Here is a 23030-nt window from a genome sequence, read left to right as displayed (position 1 = left end):
CAATCAGCTTCTTGTCTCAAACTCCCAATCTGTCTTCATTCATCCTTCGCACAATCAAAAAGACTGGGGAAAGACTTTTGCATTGCCCGGACCAATGAGAAGCCCACACTTAGGCTACCTCCTCGGCCAGATCTTTCTCAATGCGTAGGTTTTCTATAATGAAGTCTTGCCTGTCGGGAGTATTTTTGCCCATGTAGAAGCTTAGTATTTCTTTAATACTGGTTTCTTTTTTAAGGATGATGGGTTCTAGACGCATGTCAGGACCAATAAACCCTTTAAACTCATCAGGAGAAATTTCGCCCAACCCCTTGAATCGTGTAATCTCCGGCTTATTTCCCAGCTTGGCAATAGCTGCTCTGCGCTCTTCATCGCTGTAGCAATAGATGGTCTCTTTCTTGTTTCTCACCCTAAACAAAGGGGTTTCGAGAATATAGACGTGCCCTCTCCTCACCAAATCGGGGAAAAATTGCAAGAAATAAGTTAGCAGCAGCAGTCTAATGTGCATGCCGTCTACATCAGCATCGGTGGCAATCACAATTTTATCGTAACGCAAACCGTCCAGGCCGTCTTCAATATTGAGTGCGTGCTGCAGCAGGTTGAACTCCTCATTTTCATAGACCACTTTTTTGGTTTGTCCGTAGCAGTTGAGCGGCTTACCTCGCAAACTAAAAACTGCCTGGGTTTGCACATCGCGAGACTTGGTGATTGAACCACTGGCCGAGTCGCCCTCTGTTATAAAGAGAGTGGTTGCATTGCGCAAGTCTTCATCGGCCTTTTTATCGTCCAAATGAATACGACAGTCTCTGAGTTTTTTGTTGTGCAGGTTTGCTTTCTTAGCTCTTTCGTTGGCCAGCTTCTTAATACCGGCAATTTCTTTACGTTCTCTTTCCGACTGAAGAATACGTTTTAACAGGGCATCGGCTGTTTTTGAGTCCTTATGCAAATAGTCATCGAGGGCTTTCTTCACAAAATCGTTCACAAAAGTCCGCATGGTTGGACCATCGGGAGCCACGTTTTGCGAGCCTAGTTTTGTCTTGGTTTGTGACTCAAACACAGGCTCTTGCACTCGAACAGCTATGGCACCTACTATGGATGCCCGAACATCAGTTGCATCGAAGTTTTTATTGTAAAACTCACGAATGGTTTTTACCAGCGCTTCTCTCAAAGCGGCCTGGTGTGTCCCCCCTTGTGTAGTGTATTGCCCATTTACGAATGAATAGTATTCCTCACCGTATTGGTTGGTATGCGAAAGCGCTATTTCAATATCGTCTCCCTTCAGGTGAATAATGGGATACCTGAGGCTATCTACATCGGTTTTACGCGAAAGAAGATCGTACAAGCCTTTTTCCGAATGATATTTTACTCCGTTGAAGTTAATGGTCAACCCGGCATTGAGGAAGCAATAGTTCCAAATGAGATCGTCCAGGTATTGGGGAATAAAGTGGTAATTTTTGAAAATGGTCTCATCGGGCCTAAAGACTATCTGAGTACCGTTTCTTGCACTAGTGGTTGTTTCCTTAGCATCGTTTACGATCTCCCCTCTCTCAAACTCTGCTACTTTGGTTTTACCGTCTCTATAAGACTGCACTTTAAAATAGGTAGACAAAGCATTTACGGCCTTTGTACCTACTCCATTCAGTCCTACCGATTTTTGAAAGGCCCCACTATCGTATTTTCCTCCGGTGTTGATCTTGGAAACACAGTCTACAACTTTTCCCAAAGGTATACCACGACCGTAATCTCTTACTTCTACTTTGTGTTCGGATACTTTCACATCGATGGTCTTACCGAAGCCCATCATGTGTTCATCGATACTATTATCGATAATTTCTTTTACCAGTACATAGATACCATCGTCTTGGGCCGATCCATCGCCCAATTTTCCGATATACATACCGGGTCGTAGTCTTATGTGTTCTTTCCAATCGAGGGACCGAATACTATCTTCGGTATAATTCGCTACTTGATCTGCCATTCAGAATTTCAACTACTTAGGTTAGAAGCATGTGATGCACTTTTGCATACAACAAAAGCGGAAGTTAGAACTAAAATTCTAAAAATGCACGTGTCCTAAAAAGGCATTAGAATTTCGTTAAAGGTGCCTTCTGAAAATGAGCGAGTTAGTCTATGATCTACTCTTTCCCAGTAAGTACGCCAGGTAGAAAAACCACACTACTATCAGAATTGGCCCCAGATATACATAGAATCCAAGGGTTTTAGATTGCTGCGATTCAGCCAGGTTCATTAAACCAAGGAAAAACATAATGAGGCCAAAGAAAAGGTTGACAATTCCTGCAAAACCTTTAGTCCAGGTTATTAGATCCAGCTTAAGGCTTCTATTTCTCAATCCTGAACCATCTTCGGTGGTTTTAATTTTCTTGAGCGTTTGTATGAACACGGAGCAAACAACATTGGTCAAAATGAAAATAGCCAATGCACCAAAGAAATAGGTATTTCTGTCTACCGCATAAATTGGATTTCCCTGAGTATCGAACCGATAGGTAACCTGCCCTACCATGTAGGCATAGGACCATAACAAGGCTGCTGTGAATAATACGTAACTGACTGTTCTGAAAAACCCTATAAACTTATCCATATCTCTTCCCTCAAATTGATGTGAAATGTACTATTGAAACCGTACTTCAAATCAATTGGGGGCCAAAGTTAAAAGATATTGCATTTGTAACACTTTAATTAAAGGATAATAAAATAGGGTTACTTACTTAAGTCGCTAGAATTATATTTCTGAACCTTGCCTCCATTTGTGTCCTCACAAATGGCTGTTAAAGGACGCTGTGAGGACACAGCTTATGGCAAGTATACTGGATCTAACAAATGCGATCTAAATGAGTAAGCCGATAATAGAGTATACGTGATTGAAGGTTCAGGATATTTCAAAAATCATTCATTTGAATTTTAAAACTCTTAATTTTATAGAGTTTCAAAATGATTCTTTTCCACTTAGCTGATATAGTTCCTTTTTACGAACGTAAAGCCCGATTAGCGAACGATTCCTGTAACATTGACCATTTACTTTACGCAAAATTCTTCCTGTATTTTCTATTAATGAGTTTCTAACGAATGAATATTAATCCAACTGTAATTGCCATACCGATCTACTTCCTGCTTATAGGCTTTGAGTTTATTGTGCTGCGTCTAAAAAAGCATAAGTCATATAGGCTGAAAGATGCTATGACTAACATTAACTGCGGAGTTGTTTCTCAGATTACGGGAGCCTTTTTGCTGGTTACCCTTTTTAGTGCCTATACGCTTATCGAAGAAAAATTTGGCTTTTTCAATATCCCAATTGTCTGGTGGGCCTTCCCTTTGGCCTTTGTGTTCTTTGACTTTATGTATTACTGGGCACACCGACTTAGCCATGAAATTAATTTGTTCTGGGGTGGTCATAGTGTTCATCATCAAAGTGAAGAATACAACCTATCGGTGGCTTTAAGGCAAAGCTCTACTCAAATTCTATGGACTTTCTTGTTTTATCTTCCTCTGGCCCTTGCAGGAATAGACCCTATTGTATTTATCACTTCTCAGGGCTTAAACCTCGTTTACCAATTTTGGATACACACAGAATCGATCAAAAAGATGCCAAGATGGTTCGAGTTCATTTTCAATACACCATCGCACCACAGAGTACACCACGCCCGAAACCCCAAGTACATTGATAAAAACCATGCCGGCACACTGATAATCTGGGACAGGTTATTTAAGACTTTTGAAAAGGAAGATGAACCGCCTCATTATGGTATAACCAAGCCTCTGAAAAGCTGGAATCCCGTTTGGGCTAACTTTGCCCACTATTCTGCCATTTTGAGCGATTTAAAACGTGTCCCTTCCGTAAAGGATAAGGTTAGACTACTATTTAAAAAGCCCGGCTGGAAACCTGAATATATGGGAGGGTTTGAAAAAGCTCCTGATATTCACCCGGCTTATGAAAAGTTTGAAAACCGTACCTCTGTAAGGCTCAACTTTTACGTAAGCTTCCAATTTCTGGTACTGATGACTTCAACAATGTTTTTTCTGTACTATGTGAACGAACTGGAGATTTCTAAAAAAATCATTTCTGCCTTGTTCATAATCTTTTCTGTAGCCTCTTTCGGCTTTTTATTCGAAAACAGAAAGTGGAGCCGACTTATTGAGTTTATAAGGTTGATCGCTGTTCCAATAGCCTTTATTTCTCTCTTCTACTCAAAGTGGTTGACTGTGGCATCATTGATAGCCATTGCTTATCTTATTATTTCATTAATCTGGTTTATCCAAATAAAAGGCAGATTGGCTCTTTTGGCGCAGAAATAATATATTAGAACTACTTCAGGCGCATGGCGTATGTTTTCACACTTTGCCACCATTTGTAGCTTTACAAATAACTCTTACATGGCATTGTGAATATATACTTACTTCTATGTGACTGAATGAGTAACTTTAACTATTTAACAAATTCTAAAAGTCACCGGTATGAGTCTGGATCCTACTATAATAGCCATTCCGGTATATTTTCTCTTAATTGGTCTGGAGTTGGTTGCTCATCGATTTCAGTCTATTCGTTCTTATAGACTCAACGATGCCATTACCAATATTAATTGTGGTGTTACATCACAGGTTAGCGGGGCCTTTCTGAAAGTATTTACCATAGGCTTTTACACATTCATCTTCGAAAGATTCAGGTTTATTACTATTGAAAACTCGGTACTCACCTGGATTGTAGCTTTTATAGCCTATGATTTTTTCTATTACTGGGCCCATCGCATGAGCCACGAAGTAAACCTGTTTTGGGGTGGCCATAGTGTGCATCATCAAAGCGAAGAGTACAACCTTTCTGTGGCCCTTCGGCAAAGTTCTACTCAAACCATCTGGACTTTCATCTTTTACACCCCCATGGCACTGGTGGGTTTTCATCCGCTAATACTTCTCTCGGTCTCAGGCTTTAATCTGTTATACCAATTCTGGATACACACGGAATCCATCAACAAGCTTCCGCAATGGTTCGAAGCCATATTCAATACCCCCTCGCATCACAGGGTGCATCATGCACGGAACCCAAAGTATATTGATAAAAATCATGGAGGTACTTTTATAATCTGGGACCGGCTCTTTGGCACTTTTAAGCAAGAAGAAGAGAGACCTACCTACGGAATCACCAAAAACCTGAACAGTTGGAACCCTGTTTGGGCGAATGTGGCCCACTACTCTGACATGCTGCGCGATATGCGAACCATTCCGAAATGGAGTGATAGGCTACGCTATGTATTTCAAAAGCCGGGTTGGTTGCCCGACTATCTTGGCGGATACAGAGCTCCGTACGACATAGACCGAACCTCCTACCGTAAATTCGATTTGCATGCTGCAAAGGTGGTGAATGCCTATGTGCTGGTGCAATACATAGTTTTGCTAGCTGGCACTGCGCTTTTCTTGTTTAATCTTGAGACTTTTGAAAACCAAATGATTCAAAAACTGGTACTGGCACTAATAATTATAGTATCAACTGTAAGTTTTGGTGCAATGTTCGAGGGTAGAAAGTGGGTTAGTTGGCTGGAAATTTTCCGTTTGGTGGCCATTCCAACCAGTCTTCTGGTATTATTTCCTCATATTTTAGACCATACCATACTGTCTGCTAGTTTAGCAACCTATATCTTTGGCACGGCCATTTGGTTCTTTGCCATTAAAAAGGCCATTGTACAACCCACGAATTCCTAAACTGTGAAGAAAGTTCTGATGTGTTTAATGGTATTTGCTTCTTTGAGCTGTACCAAAACAGCCGACTTGGGCAATTTTAATGTTGAAACCTGGAAGGGTGATCCCAATGGATGTAAAGGCGACAGGGCTCAAATGATTGACCAAATTTTTGAAGTAAAACCCAAATTGTTGGGGCTCTATCAGAAAAGTATAATTAAAGCACTGGGAGCTCCTGAAACAGAAGAACTATACGAACGAAGCCAAACCTATTATATCTATGCCATAGACCCCTCCGAAAAATGTGATGGAGGCCCGGCCGAAGACCCCAGAATGTTGCGCATTCGGTTTACCGCCCTGGGAATAGCGAACGAAGTGGATATTCGCTAAAACAACTAAAATTTTAGTATTTAAGCAGATTGTCAAAGGAAATTTCTTCAATAGATTTTTTTGAAGAATATAATTTTTCAATAACCAAAATATTCATAACTTAAAGACATAGATTATCAAGCTAACTGCTTTATTGGCATTTGTGCAATCGTTATACACTGCCGCGTCAGTAAGATAAATTAGCTTAGGTTAGTTTTAGTTTTATAGGTAGTTTAGGGAAGGTTAACTGCTCCTCAAGTTAACCTTCCGCCTTTTTAAGCTTTATTTCTCTGTCGAATATTTCTATGTGCCCGGCTTTATACAACCCTCCGAGCACCTTTTTAAAGTTCTTTTTGCTCATTCCAAAGGCCTGCTGAATCTCTTCAGGAGAACTCTTATCGCCCAGGGCAAGACTTCCTCCTGCTTCTCTAAGGGCATTCAATACCGAATCAGACATATCGAGCACAGCCTCATAGCCCTGCTTTTGCAGGCTCACATCTATCTTTCCGTCTTCTCTAATGTGCTTTATGTAACCCAGGCGGTTATCGCCCAACCTAATGTCTTCAAAAATTTCATTGTCATAGACAAGCCCCACATACTCACTATTGATCACTACTTTATACCCCAGGTCTGTTTTTTGCCATATAACGAGTTTTACCTCCTGCCCTTCTTCCAGACCACCGGCAGTGTCAGAAACGAAGCCAGCAATTTTGGTTGAACCTATCATGCGATTGGTCTTATAGTCTAGCAATATCATAACTGCATACTGCCCTCCTTCACGCATGTCGGCATGCTGTTCTTTTTTGGGCACCAAAAGATCCTTCTCTAGTCCGTTGTCTACAAAAGCTCCAAAATCGGTTATCTGTTTTACTTTCAACCCAACGATTTCACCAACCTGACCATAGGGCCACCGGGTAACAGCAATGGGTCGGCTCATATGATCTGTGTAAACAAACACCTTTAGTTTGTCTCCAATCTCGTATTGTTCCGGTAAATATTTTGCAGGAATCAGTACTTCTTCTTTACCATCGGTGAGGTAGCAACCAAAATCTACTTCTCTGGCAATTTCCAGCTCTTGAATTTTCCCTATTTCCATAATGAATTCGTCAATCTATTCGTATTTTGAATACCAATGCAAAAGTACCATTAATCGGCAGCCAATTCTCAATTGCTTTGAAACTATTCCGAAACACACTCATTATTTTCCTCCTTTGCAACCTCTACACTCCTTCAGTAGCCCAGAAGCACTTTTTGGCTTCAGAAGCTTTTGACGGCAGTTTTAGAGGAACAGAACGCTTTCGGGTAGCTTTTTACAACGTAGAAAATCTTTTCGACTATTTTGACGATAGTACCACGCTTGACGATGAATTTTTACCTCGTGGTGGCAATCGCTGGACAAAAGACCGCTACTTAGCAAAACAACAAAAACTGGCCAAAACCATAGTGGCTATGGGCGGCTGGGAAGCTCCCGAGCTTATCGGGTTTTGTGAAGTGGAAAACCAATACGTTCTCACCACACTCACTCAGTTTACCCCACTAAAATCAGTGAGTTATGAAATTATTCATCAAGACTCGAAAGACCGCAGGGGCATTGATGTAGCCGCCATTTACCGCCCCGATAAATTCAAACTTATCGATTACTTCTACTACCCCGTTCGGTTTCCTTTTGACACAGCAAGCAGAACCCGTGATATACTTCATGTGATTGGCGAACTACCCAATGGCGATACCTTGCATTATTTTGTGAATCACTGGCCATCCAAATTTGGCGGTGAGTTTGAGACACAACCTAAACGCCTATTCGCAGCTCAGCTTGTTAGGGCTAAAGCAGACTCTATACTAAGTGTTAACCCCGGGGCCAATATCATTATAGGGGGCGACTTTAATGATGAACCTGAAGAAGAAAGTATGATTACCGGTTTGCGCGTTAAAACCGAAATAGAACAAACAGCAAGCACCGATCTGTTTAATCTTATGTACCCGATTCGCTATCAGGCAGGTACTCACAGTTTCGAAAATAAATGGGGTATTCTAGATCAGTTTATAGTATCGGGAAACCTCCTGAAAGGTGGTGGCCGTACCTCCGTATTCAAACGCACGGCTCAAATTTTCGACTTGGACTTTCTCTTAACAGAAGGCGCAACAGGTGCTACCAGACCCTTCAGGACGTACCAGGGACCACAATATCTGGGAGGTTATAGCGATCATTTACCCATTTTATTAGACTTGGTATTGCGCTATACGGACAATTGACGCAAACAGTCTAGCATAGCCTTGACCTCCTCTTTGGAGGTGTGCTTTTGGCCGGGCAACAAGGCAGCACTATGATATTCCTGGGCTTCAAGTGAAAGTAAATGTTTAATGTTCTCCGACCGAATGCCTCCTCCGGGCATAATGATTAGGTCATCATCGGCTTCCTCTATTAACTCCCCTAACCTGTCGTAGCCCGCCAGAGCAGTAGCGGCCCCTCCTGAGGTAAGTACTCTTTGAATTCCCAATTCACGAAGGGTATCCAATGCCTCAAAAGGATTTACTGTTTCATCAAAGGCCTTATGAAAAGTTACGTCCATATAGCCAGCCTCCTGCATGAGTTCATACGTCATCCTTTCGTGTATTTTTCTATCGGGAGTAAGCGCCCCAATCACCACTCCTTCACAGCCCATTTTGCTACAAAACGCCACATCTTCTTTCATCTGTTCTAACTCTAGCAAAGAGTAACAAAAGTCTCCGGACCTTGGCCTGATCAACACATAGACAGGGATACCCACCATCTCCTTCACCAAATGAATCATCCCTTTACTGGGCGTAAGCCCGCCTACAGAAAGTTCGGCACACAATTCAATTCTATCGACTTTGGCCGCATTGGCATTTAAGGCCGATTCCACACTACCGGCACAAATTTCTAATAAGGGCATATCTGGTATTTTTAGGAGTTACTTAAGAAGTATGGCATATTTTTCAACATTTTGCCATGGTTTGTGTCTTCACAAATGATCCTTACAAAACGCTGTAAAGACACCGCGTGACTTTATGCTGTCTATTCACTTATATGTGATCCAAAATTAAGTAACCCTATTCCATTTTCGAAAATAACAAAGTACTCCAATCCGGATCACAGAAAAGTATATAATACGGGAAAGCAGATATTAATTCGTCCAGTGGCCTGTGAATGGTATGTCAAATACAGTGGCATACGCTTTCCTTTGGGGCTATGGTATTTTTAAAGAAAAATCTTGTCATAACCTATTAAGAGGCCTTTTTGGATATTTAATCAATTCCTTACACCGATCGCAGGTTAAAAGTAGATGATGCAATTATATTTGTACAAATATAAACAAACCTAAAGATTAGCAAATGGAGAATATTTCAGTGATTGGTTCTGGTACTATGGGTAACGGCATAGCCCATGTTTTTGCTCAGAGTGGATTTAAAGTAAACCTGGTAGATATATCGCAAGAGGCCCTGAACAGAGCCCTGAAAACCATTGAAAAGAATTTAGATAGAATGCTGGCCAAAGAAAAGATTGATGAGGCCACAAAAAATGCTACACTTTCTAACATTACTACTTACACTGACCTGAAGTCTGGTGTGGCACAGGCCGACTTGGTGGTTGAAGCTGCAACCGAAAACGTTAACATTAAACTGAAAATATTTGAAGACCTGGAGTCTTTTACCAAACCGGAATGCATTCTTGCCTCCAATACGTCTTCAATTCCAATTACCAAGATTGGGTCAGTAACCAAAAGGGCCGATAAGGTAATTGGTATGCACTTTATGAACCCCGTGCCGGTTATGAAGCTGGTAGAAGTAATCAGAGGCTATGCTACTTCCGATGCAGTAACTCAGCAGATAATGGAGGCCTCTAAAAAGCTGGGCAAGGTGCCTGTAGAGGTAAACGACTATCCCGGTTTTATTTCCAACCGCATTTTAATGCCAATGATTAACGAAGCCATTATCTCTCTTTTTGAAGGTGTGGCCGGAGTTGAAGAAATTGATACTGTAATGAAACTTGGAATGGCTCATCCGATGGGGCCTTTGCAATTAGCTGATTTCATCGGTTTGGATGTTTGCCTTTCCATTATGAATGTACTTTACGAAGGTTTTGGCAACCCGAAATATGCTCCGTGTCCGCTGCTTGTTAACATGGTTACTGCCGGATATCTGGGAGTCAAATCGGGTGAAGGATTCTACGACTGGTCTCATGGAACCAAAGACCTTGTGGTTTCCGGCCAGTTCAGCAAAAAATAAAATCGGGTTACTCACTTAACCTGAGTTCGATGTACGAAAAGAACGTCATGCCGGAAAAACAGGCCTTAAACTCTCAAAAAGGGCTGTTTTATCCGGTATCTCAAAAGAGCCTAAATGAGATTGCGGATATTTTCCTTTGCGTATGTGAAGTTTTCACAGGAAAATTCCGCAATGACGTCCTAAGAGGGGATATTTTACTACTTACTTTCATCTAACTCAGGTTACTTAAGTCGCAAGAAGTATATTTCTTAACCTTGCCTCTATTTGTGTCTTCACAAATGGCTGTTAAAAGACGCTGTGAGAACACAGCTTGTGGCTATACTGGATCTACAAATGCGATCTAAATGAGTAACCCTAAAATAAAATTAAACCATTTTGCGGCTAACTAAGAGTTGAACCCAGTTACACTCACTCATTAGTCATATGTATTTCACCAATGAGCAATTGGTGTGAACTATAGGTATTACATAAAAAAGGGGAACTGCCAGACACACCGGCTGTTCCCCTTTTTATATAGCAAATAGCTATTAGGGTTATTTACGTAAGTCGCATGGCATATGGCCCAACACTTTTCCTCCATTTGTGTCTTCACGAATGGCTCTTATAAGTCGCTGCAAAGACACAGTTTGCAGCTCAAATGGCCCCATTACTCCTATGTGATCTAACTATGTACCCTATAAACTAATTTAGTCTTTCACATTCACCGTAATGGTCTTGCTCCAGGCTTCTCCATACGACTGATGGATTCCGTTTGCAAACTGAAGAGTTAAGGTATGCTTACCCGGGCTTAACTCAATGGTAGCCTCTGTTTGGCCTTTGCCATAATGAATATGTGTTTCATTAGCCGGAATAGTTTCTCCGGTTTTCATATAACCGCCATCAATAATTATATGATGATGCCCCTTTCCTTTGTTTATTTCACCAGCAGGTTCTACTTCCATTCCATTTACTCCCATTTCTACCAATACAGTGGAAGACACTTCCTGACCATCGGTCAGGTTCACAAAATAAACCCCCTCCTTCTGACCACACGCTGAAACAATAAGGGCAACTACAATTAATAATGAATAGTTTTTCAAAAATCTCATATCTCGTTTTTGGTTTTGCGCTCTAAAATAGCCACTAAGTTCAGTACATTAACAAAGCTTGTTGACGAAGGTTTCATTTATTTCTATAAGCATATGTATTGCTCATGTCAATAGTTTGAACTTAGTTTAACCGGAAGTTGTCACTATACCATGAAAGGCCCTAAAAAGAAAAAACCTACCAGACGCGATTTCATTGAATTAGCTATCATTCTGGTCGTTTTTGCAGTCATTTACCTTACCGGATCTCAAGCCAAAGTCTTTGGAAAAGTGCAGCAAGCGGTGCTCTATACCGGTATAATGAACGCACGGGAACTAGATGAAATGGCAATAAAAGAGGCCAACTACAACTTTAAATTCACCAACGAGTCGGGTCAGATAGTGAGCGCACAAACTCTCAAAGGGAAAACTATTTTTATGAATATTTGGGCCACATGGTGTGCCCCCTGTGTGGCCGAAATGCCCGGTATTAATGCGCTTTACGAAAAAGTCAAAGACGATAAAGATGTTGTCTTTCTGATGATCTCTGAAGACCGCGATTTTCAAAAAGCCAAAGACTGGATAGCCGACAAAGGGTTTGACCTTCCCATTCATCAACTTGCCAGCCAGCTGCCCACAGTATATGAAACGGGAGTAGTGCCCACCACTTTTGTAATTTCTAAAGACGGTAAAATAGTTGTTAAGAAAACCGGAATGGCCAATTATAACACGAAACGCTTTGAGCGCCTGCTTCGAAAATAAAAGCTATTCCCCTATCGCTTAAAGTCACCCCGTTTCAGCCGTGCGAAGTAATCTTGCGATGCTGCCCATGCCTTAGGCGCTAATATGATGGCCGATATCATGGTGGGAATAGCCATTAAAGCAAAACCACTGTCAATGAGGTTTACCACAAAACCCAATGAGGTAACGGCTCCCAAAATGATAGTGCCAATGTAGATGTAGTTATACAAATCGCCTCGTTTGGCACCAAACATAAACGACATACACTTTACTCCATAGTACGAATAGGAAAGCAAGGAGCTTACCGCAAAAACCAGAATACAAAGCCCCAGGAGGTATCCCCCAACACCGGGAATGGCAGCATTGAATGCCTTAAGTGTGAGAGTAACCCCCAGCAAGCCCGTATCTTCGGCCCCTACGAATTCTTCATACACTCCGGTGCCCAAAATAACCAACGCTGTTAAGGTACAGACCAGCAAAGTATCGATTGCCGGACCCAGCATAGCTACTAACCCTTCTCTTACCGGTTCGTCTGTTTTAGTGTCACCATGCACCATTGGTGCCGTACCAATACCTGCCTCATTGGAAAAGGCTGCACGTTTTGCTCCCACAATGATAACTGCACCAACACCTCCACCTAAAATGGCACTGCCGGTGAATGCTTCATCGAGTATAGCAGCAAAAATCCCCGGAATTTCACCCACATTCTGAAGTAATATGTACACCACCAAAATAAAGTAAAGTACCACCATTGAAGGCACCATGCGAGCAGCCACTTTGCCTATCTTTTTAATTCCTCCAAAAATTACGGTTGAAACCAATACCGTAAGTATTGCACCTATGGTAAGCGAAGCGTAAGATATCTGAGCACCTAAAAAAGTAAACGAATTGGCAGGATCGTAGCCAATATTTGGCCCCAAAACAGTATTGAGAGCTGCTGTGAGTTGGTTGGCCTGAAAGATGGGTAAGGCCCCCACTAGTGCAAAAATACAGAAGAAAACCGCCAATGGTCTCCACTTCTGACCAAGACCTTCCGTTATAACATACATTGGCCCTCCCCTCACTTCACCTTCAGAATCTCGCCCTCGGTACATAACCGCCAACGTACAGGTAAAGAACTTAGTAGCAATACCAAAAAATGCCGAAACCCACATCCAGAAGATCGCCCCGGGACCTCCCATAGTAATGGCCACGGCAACTCCTGAAATATTGCCCATGCCCACTGTGGCTGCCAGAGCTGTTGAAAGAGCCTCGTAATGACTTATTTGTCCCTCTTTGTCTTTCTCATCGTATTTACCTAGCAACACCAATATGGCGTGCTTAAAGTAGAGAAAGGGCATAAACCGGCTGTAGACCATAAAGAAAAGCCCACCACCAATTAGTAAAATAAGGAGCGGAACACCCCATATCCAACCGGCAAAGCCAGAAACAGCATCTTGAATAAAATCCACCGTAATTATTTTTGGTTAAAACGCTATTATAGTACTTAATGAGGCAATCACCAACTACTATTCTTTGCAGTAAGTATTTGGGGTACTCACAATTATATCAGCCCCTGGCTCATAGCCATCAGATTGATGACCCGGTATAGGGCTCTCGCTCCAACATTGGCATCCCACTCATCTTCTCCGGGAGAAACCTCATTCAGATCGGCACCTACTATTTTCTTACCAGACTGTACCGCTTTCTTAATGAGATACATTACTTGTTCGAATTCAAAACCACCGGGAACGGGCGTTCCTGTGTTGGGGCATAACTTAGGATCTAAGCCATCAATATCGAAAGAGAGGTATAGTTTATCGGGTAACTCAGCAATAATTTTTTCACAGATAGCATCCCAGCTTTCACCCCTGTATTGCTGTTCTTTTATAAGCTGGTCGTAAAATGAAACAATTCTTCCTTTAGAATTTCTGACCATTTCGGCCTCTTGCTCACAATAATCTCTAATGCCCACCTGTACCAGTTTTTTTATCTCCGGAGTCTTTAGGGCATTGTACATAATGCTTGCGTGCGAGTATTCAAAGCCCTCATAAGCTATGCGCAAATCGGCATGAGCATCTATTTGCAAAATGGCCAGATTAGCATGCCTTTTGGCGCACATTCTTATATGGCCCAAAGGCGTACTATGATCTCCTCCCAGTAGCACGGTAAGTTTACCCTGCTCTTGCCAGTAGGTGCATTCCTGTTCTACATATTCCATAAGTTGAGCACACTCTCTATTCACTTCTGCAAGAATTTTGAGCATGTACTCTTCCTGTTCCGGGTCGCTCCCCTCTTCAAGCCACTCAATATATTGTTCTGACTTGGCCCTTAGCTCTTTGCCCAAAGAATACCATACTTCCGGTATTTCGGCCATGGCCACTCCAATTTTCCAGGCTTCCTTTACATCGGGCTGCTCATAATCTAATTGAGAAGAAGCCTCCAAAATGGCCTCAGGACCATCAGATGTGCCCGCTCCATAGGAAACAGTTACATCCCAAGGCACAGGAATAACCACAATTTTAGCATCTTCAGTACTGTAGGGCAAGCCAAACAGGGTGCCCTTCACTCCCACATTATTGGGGTTAAAATCATCAGCATTTGTCATAGGGTTGTCTTTTAAGACCTAAATAATCTAACCCAACTAAATGGGTTAGACCATTGGTGTTTCTAACATAGGCAAGTGGCTTACCCAATCATATCACGAACAAAGGTTGGCAAAGCAAAGGCTGCCTGGTGTAAGTCCGCATTGTAGTACTTCAGTTTTGCCGATTGGGCAAAAGCCTCTACCTCTTCTTTGCTCTTTTGTTTGAGCGGATGCGCCTTGCCCTTAGAGCTATAGCTGAACGACCACATACCGGTTGGGTAAGTAGGAATATAGGCCAGATAGCAATGCACCTTGTCCTGTCCAAAAATACCCCTGTAGGTCTGATATATCTCTTTGAACACCTTGCTATTGAACCTTGGTGATTCGCTTTGAGTAATCATTATGCCGTCATCGCTCAAAATACGATAAACCTCTTTGTAGAAGTCCACGGAAAACAATCCTTCTGCCGGCCCCACCGGGTCGGTAGAGTCTACAATAACCAAATCAAAGCTGCCATCGGCCGCTTCATTCACATACTTAATTCCATCGTCAACAATGAGGTTCAGCTTAGGATCATCGAGGCTCTGCGATATACTGGGTAAGTGCAACTTACTGGCCTCAATCACCTTATCGTCAATCTCTACCATTACCACTTCTTCCAGTTGTTTATGTTTGAGCACCTCTCTGGCCGTACCACCATCGCCTCCGCCAATAATCAATACCCGTTTTGGATCGGGATGAGTGAGTAAGGGCACATGACTAATCATTTCGTGGTATACATACTCATCCACTTCGGTGGTCATAACCATACCATCAAGAGTGAGCATGTTACCATAAGCCTGCGTATTGTAAACGGCCACTCGCTGATAATCCGACTGAACATCGTAAAGCTTTCCATCATGCTTTAATGAAAGGGCTATTTTATCATCGCGTTCGGTAAACCATACATCACGGGTTCTTATTGGGCTCCCATCTTCTGCACTTCTTTCATCGCGCATGGCTTTTACTTCAAAGTTTCTTCTTTTGAGCAATGCCATTTCTCCACGCTTCAACTCCACAGCCGAACCATGACCGGCTTCAAACGCATCTTTTAGCATTTGATAAGAAACCCATGGATTTACGGTATCTCCACAAGTAAAGAGGTCTACCGATGCATAGCCATATTCCGGCCAGGTATGTATGGCCAAATGGCTCTCCTGAATTACAACCACACCACTTACGCCATAGGGTGAAAAGTGATGAAAGGTGGAGTTAATGATGGTTGCGCCAGCCTCTTCGGCTGCATTTTCCATGCTCTGCTCTATGTGAACCACATCGTTCAGTGCCTCTGGAGAACAGTTATAATATTCAACAATAATGTGTCTTCCTAATGATGCCATGCGCCAAAAATAAGACCTTCCTTCTTTTCAAAGGCAAGGATTTTTGAAATTAATAGCGCCACGGCTTTTCAGGAAGCCTGACCGGGATAGTAAAAGTCTTTCTGAATGGCCATATGGCCTGAAACATGGGCCCAGCTTTCCGCTTCAAAAGTAAGCCATGCGCAGGTGGCTGGAGCATAAGGCTCATAATTACCGCTAAGAAAGGAGTACAAATCAGAAATACCCGGGTTATGCCCCACAATGGCTACATGTTCAAAATTATCATCCATTCTGTTCACAAAAGCCTTCATTAGATTACCAGTTGCTTCATACAGTTCTTCTGCATCCATTAAGCGGGGCACCTCAGTAAGTGCGGCACAAATATGCTGGCTGGTTTGTAAGGTTCTAAGGGCAGGACTGTGATAAATAGCATTTAGTTGAAAAGGCAACTGTTTTATGTAACCTCCCAGAATTATACCCTGCTTTTGTCCGTTGCCACTAAGTTTACGATCAAAATCTCTCTTCTTTTCATCGGGAAACTCGGCCTCTGCGTGCCGAATAAGCAATAAATTTCTAACCATTTAGATAGTTCTTCAGTTATGTGACCATCAACGAACAATCCGTTGAATTGATACATGCAAAATAGGGCGAAAACTTATTTCGCTTGTTTTTTTGAAAGTTTTATACGCATCTTTGAAGCGATCGGAATTTTAAATCTAGCCTGAATATGTCGAAAAATCTTGTCATTGTCGAGTCACCGGCCAAAGCCAAAACTATAGAAGGATACCTTGGAAAAGACTTCAAGGTAGTATCGAGCTACGGCCACGTACGCGACCTACCCAAAGGAGATAAAGCCATTGATATTGAAAATGGTTTTAAGCCCACCTACGAGGTTACAGCCGACAAGAAAGAGGTCATAAAAAACCTTAAAAAACTGGCTAAAGAAGCCGAAATGATCTATCTGGCCAGTGATGATGACCGCGAAGGAGAAGCTATTAGCTGGCACCTCAAAGAGGCCTTAAAGCTTAAAGAAGGTCATACCAAGCGAATCGTTTTCAGGGAAATTACCAAGTCGGCTATTCAGAAGGCTCTGGAAAATCCTCGCACCATTGATGAGGACCTGGTAAATGCACAACAAGCTCGTAGAATTCTCGATCGTCTGGTAGGTTATGAGCTTTCTCCCGTGCTCTGGAAAAAGATTAAACGAGGACTTTCTGCCGGCCGGGTACAGTCAGTAGCCGTACGGCTGGTGGTAGAACGAGAGAGAGAAATAGATCAGTTTGAGGTAAACTCCTTCTTCAAAGTGTCGGCCATCTTTGATATAGACGGCAAAGAACTGAAAGCAGAAATCCCTAAACGGTTCGATTCTGAAGAAGAAGCCAGGGCTTTTCTGGAAAGTTGCAAAGGAGCTTCTTACACTATTGAATCGCTCGATAAAAAACCGGCAAAGCGATCTCCTGCAGCACCTTTTACCACCTCTACCCTGCAGCAAGAGGCCAGCCGAAAACTGGGCTTTTCCGTATCGCAAACCATGACACTCGCCCAACGCCTCTACGAGGCCGGTAAAATCTCATATATGAGAACGGACTCGGTGAACCTTTCTGAAGAAGCCGTTTCGGGTGCGCTCAGCGAAATTAAATCGGCTTTTGGAGAAGCTTATGCCAAAAGAAGGCAGTTCAAAACCAAATCGCAATCGGCTCAGGAGGCTCACGAAGCTATAAGACCAACCGATTTTTCGGCACATTCGGCAGGAAAAGATTACAACGAAAAAAGGCTCTATGAGCTTATTTGGAAGCGAACCATTGCCTCACAAATGGCCGAAGCTCAACTTGAGCGAACAACCGTAACTATTGGTATTTCTACCAATAGCGAAAAGCTTGTTGCTCAAGGTGAAGTAGTTGTATTTGAGGGCTTTCTGAAGGTCTACATCGAATCGACAGACGATGATGACCAGACCGAAGAAGCTAAAGGCATGCTGCCTCCGCTCACCGTGGGGCAGTCGCTTCAGCTAGAGTTTATGAAGGCCCGGCAAGGGTTTACACGCCCTCCTGCCCGCTATACTGAAGCCAGTTTGGTAAAAAAGCTGGAAGAAATGGGTATTGGTCGTCCTTCTACCTACGCACCGACCATTTCTACCATACAAAAACGAGAATATGTTCTTAAAGAAAATCGCGATGGTGTAGAACGTAACTACAAAGAGCTGGTATTTAAAAATGACCAACTGAACACCAACACATTGACCGAAATTACAGGAGCAGAAAAATCCAAACTATTCCCTACTAACATTGCCATGGTGGTGAATGACTTTCTGGTTGACCACTTCCCCAATGTAATTGACTACTCTTTTACTGCCAATGTAGAAGAGGAATTCGACCAAATTGCCAGCGGATCTCAAAATTGGGATCAAATGATTAAGAACTTCTATGGTCGTTTTCACCAAACGGTTGAACAAACCGAACAGATTAAGCGCAGCGATGTTGGAAGCAGCCGAGAGTTAGGCATAGACCCGGAATCTGGCAAACCCGTAATTGCACGTTTAGGTAAATTTGGGCCATTGGTTCAGATTGGAGAAACAAGTGAAGACAGTGAGGAAAAACCGAAATTTGCAAGCCTCAAAAAAGGGCAATTCATAGAGAGTATTACCTTAGAAGACGCTCTTGAGCTTTTTAAACTACCTAGGCAGGTAGGTGAATTTGAAGGCAAAGCCATTACGGCTGCCATTGGCCGGTTTGGCCCCTACCTCCGTCACGATAACAAGTTTGTATCCCTGGGTAAAGAACATGACCCGCTCAGTATCGATGAAACTACAGCCATTGAACTCATAGAAGCCAAGCGAAAAGCCGATGCCGAGAAATTCATCAAAACCTTCGATGAAAACCCTGACGTACAAGTACTTAATGGGCGATGGGGACCTTATATTAAGGTTGGAAAACAAAATGTGAAAATTCCGAAAGACAAAGTAGCAGAAGAGTTGACTTTGGAAGAGTGCCTGGAACTGGCGGCCAATGCGCCTGCCAAAAAAGGCAGAGGCCGAAAGAAGTAACATTGGCCCCATTGGCCTACTTATTGTTTTAAGTCTCCATTGAAATCATTAGCTTTCTAACTGATCGACTATGAGCAGACTGATATCATTTTCAATCTTTCTGATCTTAATCCTTAGCCCATTCCTCAACCACGCACAACGATTCGAGGAAGAGATGGTTCATATCCAAAATGAAGGCCATGAACTGGGCGGAGCCATTATGTTTCCTGAAGGCTCTAAAAAGAAACTACCGGTAGTACTAATCATTCAGGGTTCAGGACCAACCGATAAAGATGGCAACTCGGCAGCCTTAGAAGGCAAAAACAACTCCCTCAAGTTGTTGGCCGAAACCCTTGCGGCCAATGGCATTGCCTCCTTACGATTCGACAAACGAGGCCTTGGTCTAAGCAACCATACTCCTACTTCTGAAAGCGAACTTATTTTTGAAGATTTTGTAGACGATGCCCGCGCTTGGCTTCACTACCTGTCAAAAGACAAACGCTTTATGAATATTGGAGTAATTGGGCATTCGCAGGGTTCGCTAATTGGTATGCGAATTTCTCAAGAGCCTGGTGTTAAAGCTTTTGCCTCATTGGCCGGGCCATCCCTTACTATCGATGAAACCATTATGCTCCAAATCAAGTCCAACCCCTTCAACCCATCGAACATTGTAGAAGAAGCCAAAAGCATTTTTGCCCAATTGGAGCAAGGCAAAACCGTTGAAAATATACCGCCCTATTTGCTCAGCGTTTTCAGGCCGAGCGTACAGCCCTTCATGATTTCATGGATGAAGTACGACCCATTGGTTGAAATGGAAAAACTCGAAATCCCAATATTGGTGGTGGCGGGCAGCACCGACTTACAAGTGACCGTAGATGATGCCCAACGCTTGCAGATTGCCAATGAAAGGGCAGAACTCAAAGTAATTGATGGTATGAACCACATTCTTAAGAATGCTCCGGCTGATAAGAATAAAAACATGGCATCTTATACAAACCCGGATCTACCACTGAACGAAGAACTCAAAGAAACCATCGTAGCCTTTTTCGAAAAACACCTCAAATGAACAGAAAAGAAGCAAGAACTATACTCGAAAACTGGACTAAGACTGAAAGCCTACTGCGACATGCCCGAAGTGTAGAGCTGGTTATGGAAGCTTATGGAGAGCATTTTGGCGAGGATGCGGAGCAATGGGCAATAACGGGCATGCTCCATGATGCTGACTACGAGGCATTTCCTGAAGAACACCCTCATAAAATTGTGGCCCTGTTAAGAGAGAAAGGCGAAGACACAATGGCCCATGCCATAGCTGCCCACTATACCAAATGGGGTGTGAGCTATGAGACCTTGCTTGATAAAGCACTATTGGCCTGCGATGAACTCACCGGATTTATTATAGCCTGCTGCCAGGTAAGACCACAAGGAATTGACGGGCTGACTCCCAAATCGGTTAAGAAAAAACTCAAGCAAAAGAGCTTTGCAGCTAAAGTAGAAAGAGACGAAATAGAAACAGGTGTTAAGCTTTTAGGAGTAGAACTAGACGACCATATCCAATTTATTATTAACGTTTTGGAGAAAAACAAAGTGGAGCTGGGCATTGGCTAACTCTTGCAGTATGAAGAAACTGGTAGCATTGACAGGAGCCGGAATAAGTGCGGAAAGCGGCCTTAAGACCTTCCGCGATTCTGATGGCCTTTGGGAAGGGCACGATGTAACTGAAGTGGCTACTCCCGAGGCATGGCAACGAAACCCGGAGTTGGTGCTCAAGTTTTACAACGAACGTAGAAAGCAAGCCCTCAATGCACAGCCCAATGCAGCCCATAAAATATTGGCCGAATTAGAACAGCATTTTGAAGTCACAGTAATTACTCAAAATGTAGACAACCTGCATGAAAAAGCCGGCTCAACCCATGTCATCCACCTGCATGGTCAATTGTTTGAATCGCGCAGCAGCATTGATGAGCGCCTTGTATACACGCTAGACGACTGGCAGCTAAACATTGGCGACCTTTGCGAAAAAGGCAGTCAGCTCAGACCAAATATTGTGTGGTTTGGCGAAGCAGTTCCCATGATGGACCCGGCTATTGAAGAAACTGTAAATGCCGATGTTTTTCTTGTGATTGGCACCTCTTTGCAGGTTTATCCTGCAGCTGGTTTGGTGCAATACACTCCGGCTCATTGCCCGATTTATTTGGTAGACCCTAAACGACCACCCTCCTATTTGGGCAGAGAAGTAAGTTATATTGAAGACAAAGCGTCTTCCGGAATGCAACACCTGAAAGAAATATTACTCAAAACCTAATTTTCTTTAGGACTTTTTGGAAAATTAGTTTTGCTTTGCAAACATCATGATTTTATGAGAATTACATCTACCATACTTGCCGTCCGTGCACTGGTTCTGAACCTGGGATAATCTCCCGGTCGCCTACTCTTTTTTACTTTTTACTTTTCATAATTCTCAACAATGACATCTATTCCTCAAAATAAATTCAAGAGGTATTTTCAATACCTAATTGCTGCCATACGCGGCAATGAAGAAGACTTCACCACCGGTAGCATTAGAAAAGCCATTTTCATGCTTTCTGTACCCATGATCCTCGAAATGCTCATGGAGTCTACATTTGCCCTGGTCGATATAGCTTTCGTTTCAAGAGTATCTGTAAATGCCGTAGCTACTGTGGGTTTAACCGAATCGGTAATTACGCTGCTGTATGCTCTGGCCATTGGTCTAAGTATGTCGGCAACAGCGGTAGTGGCCAGAAGAACTGGCGAGAAAGACAAAAAAGGCGCTGCTGAAGCGGCCGTACAGGCCATCATTCTCGGCACTATCATTTCCATTGTTATTGGTGCCATAGGCATTATTTACCCCAAAGAAATTTTGGGGCTTATGGGTGGTGAGGCTTCTCTTATAGAAGAAGGCTACGGCTATACCCGCATATTGATAGGTGGTAACATTACCATTATGCTACTCTTCCTAATCAATGCCATTTTTCGTGGTGCCGGAGATGCTTCTGTGGCTATGTGGGCTTTAGTGATTTCCAATGGTCTCAATATTATTCTGGATCCCATCTTCATTTTTGGCCTGGGCCCCATACCGGCCTATGGTGTGGAAGGAGCAGCCATAGCCACCACCATTGGTCGAGGTGTGGCAGTGATCGCTCAGTTTACCATTCTTTTCTTTGGATGGAGCAGAATAAAACTGAGTATCAGAGACTTTGTGTGGAAAGCAAAGGTAATGCTCAATCTCATTAAAATATCGTTGGGAGGTATAGGCCAGTTTCTCATTGGTACTTCCAGCTGGGTGTTTCTAATGCGCATAATGTCTGAGTTTGGTAGTGATGTGCTGGCTGGTTATACCATTTCCATTCGTGTAATGATGTTTACCCTTATGCCTTCGTGGGGAATGAGTAACGCAGCAGCAACTTTGGTTGGACAAAACCTTGGAGCCAAACAACCGGAACGTGCAGAAGCCTCGGTATGGAAAACAAGTAAGTACAATGCCATTTTTATGGTGCTCATATCGTTGGTGTATTTGCTTATGGCCCAACAAATTATCAGTTGGTTTAGCGATGTGGACGATGTAATCACTTACGGTGCATTGAGCTTACAGGTAATCACAGCAGGCTATGTGTTTTATGCTTATGGCATGGTGGTTACTCAGGCTTTTAATGGCGCTGGCGACACCCAAACTCCAACCATAATTAATTTCTTTTGTTTCTGGCTGTTTCAGATACCCCTGGCTTACCTGGCTGCTCTTTATTTAGACTGGGGGCCTATTGGCGTTTTTGGAGCCATAACTATTTCAGAAATGCTGATTGCAGTGGTTTCTATTATTCTTTTTAAGAAAGGTAAGTGGAAAGTCACTCAGGTATAGGCCGGCTTCATCACACCAAACGGAGGTTGCCTCAAGTGTCAATTAAAACTCACCCTGAACCTGTCTGTAACCAAGACAGGTTCAGGGGTTTTTAAGTCTCTGATAT

The 23030-nt window shown here is 42.9% G+C and carries 20 protein-coding genes; 11 read left to right on the top strand and 9 right to left on the bottom strand.

Annotated features, from left to right (window positions below; all coding sequences use genetic code 11):
* Positions 1 to 109 precede the first annotated feature (109 nt).
* The gene (locus tag IE164_RS09735) at positions 110 to 1975 is read right to left on the bottom strand and encodes a DNA topoisomerase IV subunit B (RefSeq protein ID WP_189630022.1); all 1866 of its coding nucleotides are present in this window, start codon (positions 1973 to 1975) and stop codon (positions 110 to 112) included.
* A 150-nt stretch (positions 1976 to 2125) separates the two neighbouring features.
* Positions 2126 to 2596, bottom strand: coding sequence for a hypothetical protein (locus tag IE164_RS09730; RefSeq protein ID WP_189630021.1), 471 nt, complete (start codon positions 2594 to 2596; stop codon positions 2126 to 2128).
* Positions 2597 to 3081: 485 nt separating this feature from the next.
* Between IE164_RS09730 and IE164_RS09725 the strand changes: the two genes are divergently transcribed.
* The 3 genes from IE164_RS09725 (at position 3082) to IE164_RS09715 (ending at position 6072) form a co-directional block, all read left to right on the top strand.
* Positions 3082 to 4308, top strand: a complete 1227-nt coding sequence (locus tag IE164_RS09725) for a sterol desaturase family protein (protein WP_189630020.1) — start codon at positions 3082 to 3084, stop codon at positions 4306 to 4308.
* Between the two features lie 159 nt (positions 4309 to 4467).
* Positions 4468 to 5706 (top strand): sterol desaturase family protein, encoded by a 1239-nt coding sequence (locus tag IE164_RS09720; protein WP_189630019.1) that lies wholly within the window; start codon positions 4468 to 4470, stop codon positions 5704 to 5706.
* A gap of 3 nt (positions 5707 to 5709) precedes the next feature.
* Positions 5710 to 6072 carry a hypothetical protein gene (locus tag IE164_RS09715; RefSeq protein WP_189630018.1) on the top strand — a complete coding sequence of 121 codons (363 nt, stop codon included), beginning with the start codon at positions 5710 to 5712 and terminating at the stop codon, positions 6070 to 6072.
* 238 nt (positions 6073 to 6310) lie between these two features.
* Here IE164_RS09715 and IE164_RS09710 read toward each other — a convergent pair whose 3' ends face one another.
* Positions 6311 to 7147 (bottom strand): CvfB family protein, encoded by an 837-nt coding sequence (locus IE164_RS09710; protein WP_189630017.1) that lies wholly within the window; start codon positions 7145 to 7147, stop codon positions 6311 to 6313.
* A gap of 77 nt (positions 7148 to 7224) precedes the next feature.
* Between IE164_RS09710 and IE164_RS09705 the strand changes: the two genes are divergently transcribed.
* Positions 7225 to 8304 (top strand): endonuclease/exonuclease/phosphatase family protein, encoded by a 1080-nt coding sequence (locus IE164_RS09705; protein WP_189630016.1) that lies wholly within the window; start codon positions 7225 to 7227, stop codon positions 8302 to 8304.
* Here IE164_RS09705 and IE164_RS09700 read toward each other — a convergent pair.
* Positions 8289 to 8966 (bottom strand): copper homeostasis protein CutC, encoded by a 678-nt coding sequence (locus IE164_RS09700; RefSeq protein ID WP_189630015.1) that lies wholly within the window; start codon positions 8964 to 8966, stop codon positions 8289 to 8291. The genes IE164_RS09705 and IE164_RS09700 overlap by 16 nt on opposite strands.
* 439 nt (positions 8967 to 9405) lie before the next feature.
* On the opposite strand from IE164_RS09700, the gene IE164_RS09695 reads away from it, so the two are divergent.
* Positions 9406 to 10299, top strand: coding sequence for a 3-hydroxybutyryl-CoA dehydrogenase (locus tag IE164_RS09695; protein ID WP_189630014.1), 894 nt, complete (start codon positions 9406 to 9408; stop codon positions 10297 to 10299).
* 686 nt (positions 10300 to 10985) lie between these two features.
* Here the strand turns inward: IE164_RS09695 and IE164_RS09690 are convergent.
* Positions 10986 to 11387, bottom strand: a complete 402-nt coding sequence (locus IE164_RS09690) for a DUF4399 domain-containing protein (protein ID WP_189630013.1) — start codon at positions 11385 to 11387, stop codon at positions 10986 to 10988.
* A 150-nt stretch (positions 11388 to 11537) separates the two neighbouring features.
* Here IE164_RS09690 and IE164_RS09685 point away from each other — a divergent pair, with 150 nt between their 5' ends.
* On the top strand, positions 11538 to 12125 hold the full coding sequence (locus tag IE164_RS09685) for a TlpA family protein disulfide reductase (protein WP_189630012.1): 588 nt from the start codon (positions 11538 to 11540) through the stop codon (positions 12123 to 12125).
* Positions 12126 to 12136: 11 nt separating this feature from the next.
* On the opposite strand, the gene IE164_RS09680 is transcribed toward IE164_RS09685, so the two are convergent.
* The 4 genes from IE164_RS09680 to IE164_RS09665 form a co-directional block, all read right to left on the bottom strand.
* Positions 12137 to 13546, bottom strand: coding sequence for an alanine/glycine:cation symporter family protein (locus IE164_RS09680; protein ID WP_373298986.1), 1410 nt, complete (start codon positions 13544 to 13546; stop codon positions 12137 to 12139).
* A gap of 101 nt (positions 13547 to 13647) precedes the next feature.
* Entirely contained in the window at positions 13648 to 14691 is a 1044-nt protein-coding gene (locus tag IE164_RS09675; protein ID WP_189630010.1) for an agmatinase family protein, read from the bottom strand.
* An 80-nt stretch (positions 14692 to 14771) separates the two neighbouring features.
* Positions 14772 to 16049: a polyamine aminopropyltransferase gene (speE, locus tag IE164_RS09670; protein WP_189630009.1), complete on the bottom strand. Its 1278-nt coding sequence runs from the start codon at positions 16047 to 16049 to the stop codon at positions 14772 to 14774.
* 68 nt (positions 16050 to 16117) lie between these two features.
* Entirely contained in the window at positions 16118 to 16609 is a 492-nt protein-coding gene (locus IE164_RS09665; RefSeq protein ID WP_189630008.1) for a SixA phosphatase family protein, read from the bottom strand.
* A gap of 146 nt (positions 16610 to 16755) precedes the next feature.
* Between IE164_RS09665 and topA the strand changes: the two genes are divergently transcribed.
* From topA to IE164_RS09640, 5 genes are all read left to right on the top strand, one after another.
* A complete protein-coding gene (gene topA, locus IE164_RS09660; RefSeq protein WP_189630007.1) occupies positions 16756 to 19071 on the top strand; it encodes a type I DNA topoisomerase in 2316 nt (771 codons plus the stop codon).
* Positions 19072 to 19141: 70 nt separating this feature from the next.
* Positions 19142 to 20116, top strand: a complete 975-nt coding sequence (locus IE164_RS09655; protein ID WP_189630006.1) for an alpha/beta hydrolase — start codon at positions 19142 to 19144, stop codon at positions 20114 to 20116.
* Positions 20113 to 20655, top strand: coding sequence for an HD domain-containing protein (locus tag IE164_RS09650; RefSeq protein ID WP_189630005.1), 543 nt, complete (start codon positions 20113 to 20115; stop codon positions 20653 to 20655). The genes IE164_RS09655 and IE164_RS09650 overlap by 4 nt, the downstream gene beginning before the upstream one ends.
* A 10-nt stretch (positions 20656 to 20665) precedes the next feature.
* Positions 20666 to 21352 carry an SIR2 family NAD-dependent protein deacylase gene (locus IE164_RS09645; RefSeq protein WP_189630004.1) on the top strand — a complete coding sequence of 229 codons (687 nt, stop codon included), beginning with the start codon at positions 20666 to 20668 and terminating at the stop codon, positions 21350 to 21352.
* 162 nt (positions 21353 to 21514) lie between these two features.
* Complete coding sequence (locus IE164_RS09640; RefSeq protein ID WP_189630003.1) at positions 21515 to 22924, top strand: MATE family efflux transporter; 1410 nt, start codon at positions 21515 to 21517, stop codon at positions 22922 to 22924.
* Positions 22925 to 23030 lie beyond the last annotated feature (106 nt).

Origin of the sequence: Roseivirga thermotolerans, assembly GCF_014653175.1 — a bacterium.
GTDB classification, from domain to species: domain Bacteria; phylum Bacteroidota; class Bacteroidia; order Cytophagales; family Cyclobacteriaceae; genus Roseivirga; species Roseivirga thermotolerans.
This window is presented reverse-complemented; position numbering and strand designations above follow the sequence as displayed.